Here is a 12,461-nt window from a genome sequence, read left to right as displayed (position 1 = left end):
GACGAGGAGACTCACGTCAGTGATTATCGGCTACGGCTAATCGCTGCAGTTCCTCTACTTCGCGCAACAAGTCCCTGGTGAGCTGGGATCGGTAGCGGCGAGCCAGGGCGTCGGCCACGGCATCGTAGTACCAGAGCGTGCCGTCACGCTTGCCCTGGAACCGCGCCCACACCTCGTCGCCATGCATGCGCAGATCGCGAACGATTGACCGCACGTTGTGCAGCTTGTCGGCCGCCGAGACCACGCAGACCGACTGGCTTGCAGCTTCCAGGTGGGCCAGGTAGCCGTCCTTGCGTTCGCGCCACGGCAGCTTGTCTTCGGGATGCTCGACCAGGCTGTCGCTGCAGCCGAGGACGATGTCACCGACCGCATCGCCGAACCGGGCGCGGATTTCGGCGAGGCGCGCCTCGCCGCCGCCGTCTTCCGCCGCGTCATGCAGCAGCGCGCCGATCGCCTCGTCTTCGGTGGCGCCGTACTCGAGCGCGATCGCAGTCACCCCGAGAATGTGGGCCATGTACGGAATACCGGTGCCCTTGCGCTGCTGTCCCTGGTGCACCTGGTTCGCATACAGGAGGGCGGATTCAAATCGCGTCACTCCGCAAGCCTAGCGCATTGTCCGGCTAACCACCTTCGCCAAGGCTCCGGCGGTCAAGAAGCCGGCCGCCACATGAGTTGCCTGTACGTCGGGCGTATACTGCTGATTGTCGTGTGCGCCCCCACCGAATGATTGCCGTTCACACCCCCATTCCCCCGACCCGGCCTCGTGTTGGAGCGGGTGTGCGTGCGTGCCTGCTCGTGGTGGCAGCCACCGTGGCGGCCTGGCCCCAGAAGACGACCGCGGGCGCCGCTGGCCAGACCACGCCGACGGGCCGGCTGACCGGCGTGGTGCACCTGACGGCGGCGAAGTCGCCGTCGCCGGCGTCCGCCTACGATCGCCGCTCGGTCAGCCCGAAGCCGGCCGCCCAGGCCGAGGCGCAGAACGTCATCGTCTTTTTCGAGCGCGTTGCGGCGGTCGCGCCGCTCAAGCCGACACCGGCCGCGATTGTCCAGAAGGACGAGCAGTTCGTGCCCCATGTCGTCGCGGTGACCGCCGGTTCGGTGGTGGCGTTCCCGAACGAAGACCCGTTCTTCCACAACGTCTTCTCGCTGTCACGGCCGGCGACGTTCGACCTGGGCCGCTTCCCGCCCGGCTCGTCGAGGTCGCGCGTGTTCAGGCGTCCCGGCCTGATCAAGGTGTATTGCCAGATTCACTCGCACATGAGCGCGGTGGCGCGAGTGTTCGATCACCCGTGGTTCACCATTCCCGCGGCCAACGGCACCTTTGCCATCGAGGGCGTGCCGCCCGGCGAACACACCGTCGTGGCGTGGCACGAACGGATTGGCGAACGGCGCGATCGGGTGACGATTCGGCCCGGCGCCACCACCACCCTGACCGTGACTTTGCCCGTGCTGGAGCCGCAGCCGTGACCGCACCGCGCCTGGTCACCCGCCCTGGCGCCACTCGACTTGTCGGCTTTCCAATGGGCTCAACACAGCCGTACCGCCTAATCGTCTGGCTGGTGGCGATCGCCGGCGGCCTGGTCACGGGCGCGCCGGCTTTCGCCCAGTCGGTGGAGGCAACCCCTTCTTTGGGGTTGCCTGTTCAGACATCGCGCCTCTCGCTCGACGCCGTGGTCGCGGTCGATGGCGGCGCCGGGTCTGACGTCACGCGCAAGCCGACCGGCTGGTTCGACCTGTTTGGCGCCATGCACGTGTCCGACCGCGTGAGCCTGCGGGCGCGGCCGGTCGTCTTTCGGCGCTTGTTCGATGGCTCATGGCACGCGCAGATGTACGAGTTGGCGCTACGCTACGAACGCCCCGGCGCGGTCGGCGTGCGCGTTGACGTGGGCCAGTTCGTCTCGTCGATTGGCCTGGCCATTCTCGAGAACCGGCCCAACCGCAATCCGGTAATCTCGCAGCACTCGACGTTGTACTTGCCCGTGGTGCGCTACGAGCCCGGCACACCCAGCACGAACCTGATCGCGGCGTCGTATCCGCTGGGCGCGCAGGTGACGGCATCCACCGGGACCTGGGACGTGCGCGCGGCCGTGATTGACAGCTCGCCCATTCGCAGCCGGCCGCTCTTTGGCGACAACCTGCCGCCCCGCATGATGAATGTGGTGGCCGGTGGTGGCGTGACGCCGCGCATTGGCCTGCGCCTCGGCGCCGCGGTGTCGCACGGTTCGTTCGCGCTCGCGCGCGAGGTCCGGGATCAGTCCGCCGGCGACCGCAGTGCGACGGTGATCCAGGGCGAAGCGGAATGGTCGTTCGGGTATACCCGCGTGGCCGGCGAGTACCTGTGGACCCGGCGCGAAATGGCCAGCGGCTCGGCGCGGGTGGATGGCGGGTGGGTCGAGGTCACACAGACGCTCAATCCGCGATGGTTTGTGGCGGCGCGCTACGACGACCAGTACACCAGCTGGACGAGCGAGCCCGATCTGCGGCAGCGCCACGAGCCTTACCGGCGCCTCGAAACCACGGCCGGGTATCGCGTGCTGCCGGAGCTGACCTTGCGCGCCAGTTATATGACGCGCAAGGGCTATGCGGTCGGCTTCTGGGACGACCAGATGCTGGTCTCGGCCGTGTTTGCGAAGAAAATCAGGTAGGGACTGCGCCCCGGCCTGTCTCTTGCAGCAAGAAGAAGCGGAGACAACCATGCGAGATCCACGAGTCCCAGACACTTCGCCCAACGAATACATCCCGGAAGCCGAGGGCAGTCACTCGCCGAGGCCGGTCACCCCGGTGCCGGAAGGCATCAATCCCACCAGGCCCTCGACCATGCCGCGTGGGGAAGACGATGCCAAGACCGAGCGGAACAGTCCCGAGTTTAACGACCGCGAACCTTCCGCCTGATGAAGTCGAGCGCCTCGGGAAACTCATGCGTGTTGATGAAGTGACCCCGGTCCTTGAACTCGAAGTAGCTGCCCTTCAACTGCGCCGCCACGTGCCGCGCCTCGGCCACCGGGATCAGCGGATCGTCCGCTGAGTGGAAGATGCCGATCCACTGCTGGTGGTCGCGGATGCGCTGCCACTGCCACGGGTCGCGGTAGTAGCCGCTTGCCGCCTCGAACGCGTCGCCGAGATCGGTGTGGCACACGCTGACGAGCACCGAGCCCAGCAGGCGATGCGTCTCGGCATAGCGCATGGCCGCTACGGCCCCCGATGAATGCCCGACGAGAATGGTCTGCTCGTCGGCGTCGAGCGACTCGAGATACGGCAACCACACCGAGGCCCGCGCCTTCACGTTGTCGGGAAAAGTGTGGTTGATGACGTCGATGCCGAGTGCGCCGAGCTCGCGCTCGAGCCACGGCAACCAGGCGTCGGCGGCGGTGCAGCCGCCGTTGCCGTGAATCAGGATCGCCTTCAATTACTGGTTGGCCAGCACAAAGATGATGAACGCGAACACCACGAGCACCGCGACGAAGAAGACCTTCCACGGGCTGATGGGGTACTTCCCGGCAATTCGGCCGGTCGATCCGTTGGCCAGCACCTGGTAGGTCTTGCGGCCGAACACGTACGTCAGCAGCCAGATCGGCACCAGGATGTGCTTGAAGGTCTGTCCCGAGAACGTCGGGTGGATGACGAGATTGCGATGCGTGTCGCCCGGCACCTGGCCGGCGCACAGCTGTCGCAGCGTGGCGTGCATCTGCTCCACCGACTGACTCGAGGCGTCGGTCAGCACGACCTGGTAGTGCTCGACGACATGACCCGAGAGAAACGCCGTGTCGTACGGCACGAGTTCCTGCGTCGGGAACGGCTCGACCTCGCGCAGCAGGTCGAGCGGCAAGCCCTGCGTCCCGGGCACCGGCTCATCGTCAAAATCGTGCTCGACCACGCCGGCGGCGTGTTCCCACCGCACGCGCCGCTCCTGCCGCATGACGGTCCGGCCCTGGCTGTCTCGGCCTTCGACGTTGACGTAATAGTAGTGACCCGCCTCCGCTTCCCACGGGCAGTGGGCGTGCGCATCAAAGGTCCAATACGGGATGTAGAGACTGTGGACCGTATCGACGAGCGCCGCCTTGGCCAGCCGCCCTGGCGCGAACCACTTGCTGCGCCACCAGCGGCGAATGTCGTCGCGCACGCGGTTGCGGTCGATGCGAAACGGCAACACGCCTTCCGGACGGATCGGCGACTGGATCTGCTCGTAGGCCACAAGCGCGGGCGAGCCGCAGAATTCGCAGTTCTGGCCGACGCGCTCCGAGCCGTAGACCATCACCGCGCGGCAGCTTTGGCACTGCACGCTGCGGCGGGTCGCCTGATATTCCTGCTCGGCGGCCGGCAAGTCGCGCAGCGCGGCGGCCAGGTCCTTCTCGGCCACCTTCCCCAGGTCGCGGTCAATCGTGTAGGGCGACTCGGTGCCGCAGAACGGGCACACGAGCATCTGTTTGGACGGGTTCCACTCCGCCTGCGCGCCACACGCCGGGCAGGCGTGCTTGTCGAGCGCCGAGACTTCCGGAGCCAGCGCTTACTCCGACAAGTAGCTGTTGAGGGCCGTGCGCGTAATGCGCCACGACGCGCCGATCTTCTTCCCCTTGAGCTCACCCGATTCGAGCACCGTCTTGACGTCGGCCTCGGTGACGCCGAGCGCCGTGGCCACCTCGGCCAGGCCAAGCAGCTCGGGCGCGGCCGCAACCGTCGGCGTCGCCGAACCGCCGGCAAACCCCTGCTGCATCATCTGCTGCGCCATGCCGAAGCCCATCGCCAGTTCCGCCGCCGTCGCAGCGGGGCCGCCACCCGAGCCGCCGGCCGCCATGCCCTGCGCCATCTGATACTTCACGTAGTCGTTGAGGTTGCCGATGGCCGTCATGCTGGCGCGCTTGTCGAGCGCCGCCTCCACCTCGGGCGGCACCGACACGTTCTCGACGATGAAGCTGGTGATGGCCAGGCCGTACTTCGCGGTCACCGCCGGGTTGATCATCGGCAACAGCGCGTCACCGAGCTCGGTGTAGCGCGACGCCACGTCCAGCACGGGAATCTTGGCGGACGCAATCGCGTCGGTGAACAGGCTGACGATGCGCGAGCGCATGGTGTCGGCGAATTCGTCAAGGCGGAAGTTGTGATCCGAGCCGGCGACCTCGCGCAGAAAGGTCTTGGGCTCGACGATCTTGAAGTCGTAGGTGCCGAAGGCGCGGACCCGGGCCACGCCGAAGTCGGCGTCGCGCAACATCACCGGGTTCGAGGTGCCCCACTTGTTGCCCGTGAACAGCCGCGTGATCACGTAGTAGACGTCGGCCTTGAACGGCGAGTTGAAGCCGTACTTCCACGACTTGAGCCTGGTGAGGATCGGGATGTTGTCGGTGGTCAGCGTGTGCTTGCCCGGCACGAAGGTGTCGCCGAACTCGCCGAGGTAGACGAACTGCGCCACCTGCGACTCGCGGACAATCAGCTGCGCGCCGTTCTTGATCGCCTTGTCCTCGTCCGGAAACCGGTACGATAAGGTATCGCGCGAGTCATCGGTCCACTCGATGACGTCAATCAGTTCGCCCTTGAAGAAGTCCGCAATGCCCATAGCGGGATCTTAACAGGAGATCAAGAGATCAGGAGACCACTTCTCTAACACTCCTTACGACTCCTGACTAACGCGCGGCGCCAGCACTACTTGTCCTTCAGCCAACGCACGAGCCCGAGCAGCCCGGCCCCCACGAGGCCGAAGGAGCTGCCCTGTTCGAGCCACAGCGTGTCCTGGGGCAACCCCCGGAAGGCCTGGTCGGCCTCGCGGCGCGCCCGGGCCAGCTCGAGCGGCAGCGCGGGATCGACGGTCTTGTCGGTGCGATCCGCCTCGCGCAGTTGGGCGACCAGTGACTCGGCCTGTTTCATGTCGAGCATCGAGAGCGGCGATCCGCAGTGCCCACAGTCGGTGCGCCGGGCCAGGTCGATCGGCGCGCCGCAGTTCGAGCAATTGACGGTCTGGAGGTTCTTGCGCAGTTCGGCAATCTGCGCCGGCGTCAGCGGCCGGATGAAGTCTTTCTCTTTCAGGAAGTCAAAGAACGTCGTCAACCGGCCGTGGTCGTGCGGGCACTTGAAATATTCGAACCGCGTCGACCGCTGCATGTCCTGCGTTCGCCGGAGCCGCGCCTGGCAGCGGGGGCACTTGGCGGTGTCGGCCTCGATCGGCTGCGGCTTCGCGACGTGCTCGCCGATCACGCGAAACAGCATCAACGTCGCGCCGGGCGTGAGCTGCAGGCTCTCGTGAGGGTCGAACCAGATCGCCTGGCACGGGTCGCAGATGTCGATAGTCACCGCCCGGCCAAGCTGGCCTTCAACGGTGTGGGAGGACATGGGAAGGGAGCAGCGCGGGCAGTCCACGTCACGAAGATTACAGGAGATTAGGAGGTCAGGAGAAAAGCTTAGGCAATCGCAGGACGTCACAGGAGATCAGGAGTTCAGGAGAATCTCCGGGGTGGCATCTGAACATCTCAACATTCACTTCGAGCAGGCCGGCTGCGCGCCTAACCAGTTAAGCGGAAGACTATTCTCGGGGATGTCGGGTGGGCTGTCCCAAAGCTCGTCGGGCGTCACGCCATTCTGGTATGGCGTTCCAGTGCGATCGGCGAAAGCGGCAGTCGTCAAGTTCAGCAACGAGCCGTCCGAGAGAGGGAACACACGGTTTGAGGTCGTTAACCCGCGTGTCGTTGCGCCAAACAAACGCGTCGACGGACGGCCACGGAACGCAATTGCGATGGCCTCTCCAGAGCTCGCTGTCGTCGGTCCGACCAGGACGGCCACCGGCGGAGCTTCAACCTGGAGAGTCACCGGAACCGTGAGGGTCCTCGCGAGAGTCCGGCCATCCGACTTGGCTTCGCCGTTTTCGTAGGACCACGAAGCGCCACGGCCATCGGGATCTCTGAACGAACCGAGGCGGCCAGATCCCAGGACAGGCCCGATACCAGCAAGCATCGGCCACATGTTGCCGCCACCGTTCGAACGCAAATCGACGACCCAGCCGCAGGGTTTCGAAGCCCCGACCGAAGCAATCACACCTTGGAGGTCGGTCGCGAACTGATCGATTACAGCCTGATTCGGTGAGCCGAATGTCGGAACCAGAACGTAGCCGAAACGACCATCCACCACCCGGCCTTCTGGTTTGCCCGATACGGCCGCGCTGCGCGCCGGCAGTGACTTGAGCGCGACGGGATCGAGGAAGGCACTATGTCGATCTCCCAACGTTGACACGAGCCATTGAACGGCAGCATGGGTATCAGAGGGCACTTGTGCGCTGCCGGCCCTCGAGAAGATCTCCTGTCGCACCGTCGGCCAGTCAATCCGTGACCGGTTAATCGAGTTTGTCTGCGCCAATGTGAGCACCGATTCGAGATAGTTGCGTGCTTTATCGGACAGCACGACCGGCGATGCGGTCTGCGCACCCGCCAGTGAGCTCGCTGTCCAAAAGAGGCACACGAGCAGGGCGTTAATCGTCGGCGCAACTCGAGTCTGCTTAGCCATAATGTGCTCAGGAGCGATCAGTAGTGAAGCGGTCCTTCAACGACGGTTCGCTGCAGTTGAAAACGTTTCCAGACACGCCGCTAGTGAGGCTTCGGGGTGCGCTCTTTCCACGCATTGAGTTCGGCTTCGACGCGTCGACGAACGGCCTGCTCTTGGCGACGCCGGTTCGCGCCGGCCAAGGCGCTGATTCCCCGCGTCGCATACTCACCAACGGGAAGCGCCAGCCGAATGAACTCGCCGCGCAATTGGGGCGCTACGAACTCAAAGGGGCCGAGCCCAGGCGTGCCCACCAGTGGCTCATAGACTGGCACTGAGCGTAAGTTCTCAAGATGTGCCTCCTTAACTCCTGACCTCCTGTTTCTTGACGTAACGATCCGGATGATCGAGCCTCCGCAGCCCTGATCGCAGACTCGTCACGTTGAAATTCATCAGCAGCCCGGCCGGATACCCGGTGAGCTTCAAGTAGGTCATGACCTGCGCGAGATGGATCGAATGAATCGCTTCGACGGCTTTCAATTCGACGACGATGCAGCCCTCGACCAGAAGGTCCAGTTTCAGCGTGCCCCGCACCCGCTGGCCTTTGTAGTCGATGGGCACGTGACGCTCGTTCTCAAAGTGCACCTGATGCGAGGCCAGTTCCATCGCCAGGCACTCACGGTAGATGCTCTCAAGCAACCCTGGCCCGAGATGCCGGTGCACCTCGATCGCGCATCCAATCACCCGGTCGGTCAACGCGTTGATCTGGTCGTGATTTAGGTCCATCCCCACCGATGGAGCACGAACTGCGCCATCAGGATTCCTTAGGATTCCCGTGAAAACGGTCCACGTCGTTCGCAGAAGTTTCCATATCGGCCGCCCCGGAACATTGAAGAAGATGCAATCGAACAGGAGATAAGGAGTTCAGAAGAAGATTAGGTTGAAATGCTCCTGATCTCTTGACCTCCTGTAAGATCGCCCGTGCCATGCAGCGAATATTCAGCGCCGTGCTCTTGATCTCGCTCGCGGCCTGTACGAACGCCGCGATCGACAAGGCGGCCGGCGACGGTCCTGGCGAGGGCATTGCCGTTCGCCGGTCAGCGACGGCGGTGGTGGTCGAGAACCACACGGGCCGGCCGCTCCTCGCCATTCGCGCCACCATCGGGACCGATACCGGTGCGACCTTCGTCCAGGTGCTCCAGGCGCTCGATACCGGCCAGGAGGCCAACCTGGCCTTTGCGAACTTCCGGTCGGAAGATGGCACGCTCTTCGAGTTATCGATGTCGCAGCCAGCCCGTATTAACGTGACTGCCAGGGATACGCTCGCCGGCACATACGAAGCCGCCATCGACTGGTGAAGACCGCAGGCAACCCCAAGAAGGGGTTGCCTCCACCTGGACCCGACAAGGTTGCCTCCACCCTCGGCGGTTGGCGCGCAAACTGCAAGAGCGGAGGGCATGGCAGGCTGTCCTCCCCTGTACTCCCGCGATTGGGTGGTTGCGGGGCTCACGCTGGTCCTGGCTTTCGGCCTGGCAGCCACCGCTATTGCCCAGCAAGGCCAGCCCGCGCCACAAGATGTCCCGCCGGTTCCCGAGCTCGGCGAGCCCCAGGGATTCATTCCAGAGCCCGCCGTGGTGGAGCGGGCCGCGGTGTTTGCCGATCGGAACCTGAGCGGCGGCGGACAGAGCAACGGCTTCTATGTCAGCACCAAGAGTCCGATCCAGGGTTCTGGGTGGATCTCGGTCGGCCCCGGTTACCGGCACTGGTTCAGGGACGACCGCGTCTTCATCGACGGGTCGGCCGGCGTGTCGTGGCGGGGCTACAAGGTGGCGCAGGCGCAGCTCGAGTTCCCCAAACTGCTCCGGAGCCGGCTGGTCCTCGGCTCCATGTATCGATGGCAGGACTTTCGCTCGATCAAGTCGTACGGCGCCGGTCCGAACACCGCCGAGGCCGACGTCTCGACCTATCACCTGAGTTCGCAGAATGTGGTTGGCTACGCCACCGTGCGGATCCAGCGATGGCTCAATCTCAATTCCAGCCTGGGATGGGTAAATCCGGAAGTCCGGTCGATCGGCGGCGACGAACCCCGGTTCATGCACGCCGAGACCTCGCTCGTAGCCGATACCCGGGACTATCCCGACCACCCGACCAGCGGCGCCCTGGTGCGCGTCGCCGGCGCGCGATTCGACGATCAGGATACGGGTCTCTACAGCTTCCAGCGGTTCGAGTCCGAGGCCGCCGCGTTCATTCCGCTGGCCGACTCCCGCATTGTCGTCGCCCTGCGCGGGTGGCTGGTGGCGTCCGACAGCGACGCCGGCCAGTCGGTGCCCGGCTACTTGCAGCCCACGCTTGGCGGCAGCCAATCGCTTCGCTCGTACCCGCACTTCCGCTTTCGCGACGATCACATGCTGGTCGGCAACCTCGAGGTGCGCGTGGCGCTGATGACCCACATCGATGCGGTCGCGTTCGCCGATGCCGGCAACGTCGCGCCGCGATTGGGCGACCTGAACCTGGACAAGCGGTCGTACGGCGGCGGCCTGCGCTTCCACACCAGGCGCGCCACCATCCTGCGCGCCGAGGCCGCGAACGGCCGCGAAGGCTGGCGAGTCATGTTCAGCATGAGCGAACCCCTGAGCCTGTCGCGCACCGAACGCCGCACGGCCCCATTTCCGTTTGTGCCCTGACGAGGACGAGACCATGAGACCCGCGGATCTGATTCTGCTCACGTTGTTCGCCGCGTCGACGGCGTGTGCGAAAGCGCCGCCGCCCGCCCTGCAGCCCTCGGCGCCGGTGGCAGGCGCGGTGTTGTGGACGGAACCCACCGACCTCGCGACGCGCGACGTCTTCCATGGCCCGTGGGGTCCGGAGCACGCACCCAATCCGGCCGACACGTTCACGCTGCTCGTCGCCAAGCGTTCCGGCGTCAATTCCGGGATGCGCGTGCAAGACAGCCAGGGCCGCGAGTGGAGCGTGAAGACGCCGTTCCCCGGCAACCTTGATTCAGAAGCGCCGGTGGAGGTCACCGTGTCGCGGCTGCTTTCGGCCGTCGGTTATCCGCAACCGCCGGTGTATTTCCTGCCGGCGTTCAAGTTGAAGGACGACCTGGGCACGCGGACCATGGTGGGCGGCCGGTTCCGGTTGACGCACGCCTCCCTGAAGGACGAGGGCGCTTGGTCGTGGGCCGAGAACCCGTTCATCGGCACGCAGCCGTACCAGGGATTACTGGTGATGATGATGATGCTGAACAACAGCGACCTGAAGGACCGTAACAACACGCTGTACCAGCGGCGCACCGGCGACCTGGTCGAGCAGTGGTACGCGGTCCGCGACGCCGGCGCGGCCCTCGGCGACACCGACCGGTGGGTGCCGCGCACGAACCACATCAACTCGTTCGAGCGGGCGCCGTTCATCGTGGGCGTCAATCAGGGTCACGTTGACTTTGCCTACAAGGGTGCGCACCGCGACCTGGTTGACAATCGGATCTCGCCGGCCGACGTGGTGTGGATCAGCAGCTGGCTTGGCCGGCTGAGCGATCGGCAGTGGCACGATGCGTTCCGGGCGGGAGGCTATGAGCCCGAAGTGGCCGCGCGCTTCATCAAGCGGCTACGAGCTAAGGGCGAGGAAGGCGCGGCGCTAGGCGCCGCGCGTACCACAAGCAACAGGAGATAAAGAGGTCAGGAGCAATATTTACTCTTGATCTCCTGATCTCCTGTTTCTCTTTCACTCGTGGCGCAAGGCCTCGACCGGATCGAGCGCCGAGGCGGCGCGGGCCGGCCAATAGCCGGCAATCATCCCCACCGCGATCGATGTCACCAGGCCCGAAGTCACTGCCCACAGCGGCGGCGCCGCCGGGAAGGTCGGCGCCACGAACGCTACCAGCACGCCGATCAGCGTCGCCAGCGCCACGCCCAGCAGCCCGCCGGTGCCGCTCAGGATCGCCGCTTCGATCAGGAACTGCCGCCGCACCTCGGAGCGACGCGCGCCAATCGCCAACCGCACGCCGATCTCGCGCGTCCGTTCGGTGACGCTGATCACCATCACGTTGGCGATGCCGATGCCGCCAATCACCAGGCTGATCGCCGCCAGCGCGATGGTGGCAATGAAGATCTGCAGGCCGATGCGGTCGAATTGCGCGATGATCTGGTCGGCGCTGTTCATGGCGAAGTTGCTCTCCGCGCCGATCGGGACATTGCGCACCAGCCGCAGGATGGTGTCCGCTTCCTGTCGCGCCTGCTCGCGCAAGCCGGGGAACGCGCGGATGTACAGCACCATGTTGCGGGCCTCGGGAAACTTGCGGCGCGCCGTCGGCACCGGGATCGCCACCACACTGTCGTTGCGGTTCTCTCCGAAGAACGTGCCCTGTCGCGGCGCCAGTTCGCCGACGACGAAGTAGCGATCGCCGCCGAGCAGGAACGACTTGCCGACCGCGCCGTCCGCGCCAAACAAGGCCCTCGACACGTTGGCACCGATCACCGCCACCTGGCCGCGCGCCCGCTCCTCGGTGGGCGTAAACGGGCGGCCTTGCCTGAACGACGCGCCGACCACGTCGAAGAAGTTCGACGAAGCGCCCTCGACGAGCACCGTGTCGAGCTCGTTGCCACCGGCCCGCGCCGTAATCACGCGGGTGCTGGTCACCGCCGGCACGATCAGCTGGATGCCGACCTCGCGAATCGACGGCCCAAGCCGCTCGAGTTGGGCCGCGTACTCGGCTTTCAGTTGGGGCCGCTTGGCATCAAGCTCGGTCGGGGCCGAATAAGGTTCGCCGTTCAGGTGATACGCAAAGATGTTGTCGGTGCCGAGTTCCCGGAACAGCAGCGCCACGCTGTTGCGGAGACCGACCAGGGTCGACGCCACCAGCACCACGGTGACGATGCCGATCACCACGCCGAGAATCGCCAGCCCCGACCGCGCCTTGTTGGCGCGCAGCGACTCGGCCGCCAGGGTAGTGGCTTCGGCAAGATGCGTGAACAGGCTGGCCCGGCGGCTGGCATTTCCCATGAAAA

General features: G+C 65.3%; 14 protein-coding genes. 6 read left to right on the top strand and 8 right to left on the bottom strand.

Annotated features, from left to right (window positions below; all coding sequences use genetic code 11):
• Nucleotides 1-16: 16 nt before the first annotated feature.
• Nucleotides 17-595, bottom strand: coding sequence for an HD domain-containing protein (locus Q8T13_21765; GenBank protein MDP3720399.1), 579 nt, complete (start codon nt 593-595; stop codon nt 17-19).
• Nucleotides 596-777: 182 nt separating this feature from the next.
• On the opposite strand from Q8T13_21765, the gene Q8T13_21760 reads away from it, so the two are divergent.
• Both Q8T13_21760 and Q8T13_21755 read left to right on the top strand, forming a co-directional pair.
• Entirely contained in the window at nt 778-1,467 is a 690-nt protein-coding gene (locus Q8T13_21760; GenBank protein MDP3720398.1) for a hypothetical protein, read from the top strand.
• 53 nt (nt 1,468-1,520) lie between these two features.
• Nucleotides 1,521-2,645, top strand: coding sequence for a hypothetical protein (locus Q8T13_21755; protein MDP3720397.1), 1,125 nt, complete (start codon nt 1,521-1,523; stop codon nt 2,643-2,645).
• A 221-nt stretch (nt 2,646-2,866) separates the two neighbouring features.
• Here the strand turns inward: Q8T13_21755 and Q8T13_21750 are convergent, their stop codons facing one another.
• From Q8T13_21750 to Q8T13_21730, 5 genes are all read right to left on the bottom strand, one after another.
• Nucleotides 2,867-3,406, bottom strand: coding sequence for an alpha/beta hydrolase (locus tag Q8T13_21750; protein MDP3720396.1), 540 nt, complete (start codon nt 3,404-3,406; stop codon nt 2,867-2,869).
• The gene (locus tag Q8T13_21745; GenBank protein ID MDP3720395.1) at nt 3,407-4,420 is read right to left on the bottom strand and encodes a zinc ribbon domain-containing protein; all 1,014 of its coding nucleotides are present in this window, start codon (nt 4,418-4,420) and stop codon (nt 3,407-3,409) included.
• A gap of 84 nt (nt 4,421-4,504) precedes the next feature.
• Nucleotides 4,505-5,548: an SPFH domain-containing protein gene (locus Q8T13_21740; protein ID MDP3720394.1), complete on the bottom strand. Its 1,044-nt coding sequence runs from the start codon at nt 5,546-5,548 to the stop codon at nt 4,505-4,507.
• An 86-nt stretch (nt 5,549-5,634) separates the two neighbouring features.
• Complete coding sequence (locus Q8T13_21735) at nt 5,635-6,345, bottom strand: zf-TFIIB domain-containing protein (GenBank protein ID MDP3720393.1); 711 nt, start codon at nt 6,343-6,345, stop codon at nt 5,635-5,637.
• A 117-nt stretch (nt 6,346-6,462) separates the two neighbouring features.
• A complete protein-coding gene (locus Q8T13_21730; protein MDP3720392.1) occupies nt 6,463-7,482 on the bottom strand; it encodes a S41 family peptidase in 1,020 nt (339 codons plus the stop codon).
• A 23-nt stretch (nt 7,483-7,505) separates the two neighbouring features.
• On the opposite strand from Q8T13_21730, the gene Q8T13_21725 reads away from it, so the two are divergent.
• Nucleotides 7,506-7,796, top strand: a complete 291-nt coding sequence (locus Q8T13_21725; GenBank protein MDP3720391.1) for a hypothetical protein — start codon at nt 7,506-7,508, stop codon at nt 7,794-7,796.
• A 25-nt stretch (nt 7,797-7,821) separates the two neighbouring features.
• Here the strand turns inward: Q8T13_21725 and Q8T13_21720 are convergent, their stop codons facing one another.
• Nucleotides 7,822-8,214, bottom strand: a complete 393-nt coding sequence (locus tag Q8T13_21720) for a GxxExxY protein (GenBank protein ID MDP3720390.1) — start codon at nt 8,212-8,214, stop codon at nt 7,822-7,824.
• Between the two features lie 230 nt (nt 8,215-8,444).
• On the opposite strand from Q8T13_21720, the gene Q8T13_21715 reads away from it, so the two are divergent.
• The 3 genes from Q8T13_21715 to Q8T13_21705 all read left to right on the top strand — a co-directional run bounded on the left by Q8T13_21715 (nt 8,445) and on the right by Q8T13_21705 (nt 11,127).
• The gene (locus Q8T13_21715; protein ID MDP3720389.1) at nt 8,445-8,816 is read left to right on the top strand and encodes a hypothetical protein; all 372 of its coding nucleotides are present in this window, start codon (nt 8,445-8,447) and stop codon (nt 8,814-8,816) included.
• 99 nt (nt 8,817-8,915) lie between these two features.
• Nucleotides 8,916-10,142: a BamA/TamA family outer membrane protein gene (locus Q8T13_21710; GenBank protein MDP3720388.1), complete on the top strand. Its 1,227-nt coding sequence runs from the start codon at nt 8,916-8,918 to the stop codon at nt 10,140-10,142.
• A 13-nt stretch (nt 10,143-10,155) separates the two neighbouring features.
• On the top strand, nt 10,156-11,127 hold the full coding sequence (locus tag Q8T13_21705; protein MDP3720387.1) for a hypothetical protein: 972 nt from the start codon (nt 10,156-10,158) through the stop codon (nt 11,125-11,127).
• 51 nt (nt 11,128-11,178) lie between these two features.
• Here the strand turns inward: Q8T13_21705 and Q8T13_21700 are convergent, their stop codons facing one another.
• Nucleotides 11,179-12,456 carry an ABC transporter permease gene (locus Q8T13_21700; protein MDP3720386.1) on the bottom strand — a complete coding sequence of 426 codons (1,278 nt, stop codon included), beginning with the start codon at nt 12,454-12,456 and terminating at the stop codon, nt 11,179-11,181.
• Nucleotides 12,457-12,461: the final 5 nt, after the last annotated feature.

It is taken from the genome of Acidobacteriota bacterium (assembly GCA_030697165.1).
Taxonomy (GTDB): domain Bacteria; phylum Acidobacteriota; class Vicinamibacteria; order Vicinamibacterales; family UBA2999; genus 12-FULL-67-14b.
This window is presented reverse-complemented; position numbering and strand designations above follow the sequence as displayed.

What these genes read in the sequence shown, in the direction of transcription:
- Q8T13_21755 (MDP3720397.1), top strand. Translation starts at nt 1,521, where the DNA reads ATGGGCTCAACACAGCCGTACCGCCTAATCGTCTGGCTGGTGGCGATC.
- Q8T13_21745 (MDP3720395.1), bottom strand. Translation starts at nt 4,420, where the DNA reads ATGCTCGTGTGCCCGTTCTGCGGCACCGAGTCGCCCTACACGATTGAC.
- Q8T13_21740 (MDP3720394.1), bottom strand. Translation starts at nt 5,548, where the DNA reads ATGGGCATTGCGGACTTCTTCAAGGGCGAACTGATTGACGTCATCGAG.
- Q8T13_21730 (MDP3720392.1), bottom strand. Translation starts at nt 7,482, where the DNA reads ATGGCTAAGCAGACTCGAGTTGCGCCGACGATTAACGCCCTGCTCGTG.
- Q8T13_21715 (MDP3720389.1), top strand. Translation starts at nt 8,445, where the DNA reads ATGCAGCGAATATTCAGCGCCGTGCTCTTGATCTCGCTCGCGGCCTGT.
- Q8T13_21710 (MDP3720388.1), top strand. Translation starts at nt 8,916, where the DNA reads ATGGCAGGCTGTCCTCCCCTGTACTCCCGCGATTGGGTGGTTGCGGGG.
- Q8T13_21705 (MDP3720387.1), top strand. Translation starts at nt 10,156, where the DNA reads ATGAGACCCGCGGATCTGATTCTGCTCACGTTGTTCGCCGCGTCGACG.
- Q8T13_21700 (MDP3720386.1), bottom strand. Translation starts at nt 12,456, where the DNA reads ATGGGAAATGCCAGCCGCCGGGCCAGCCTGTTCACGCATCTTGCCGAA.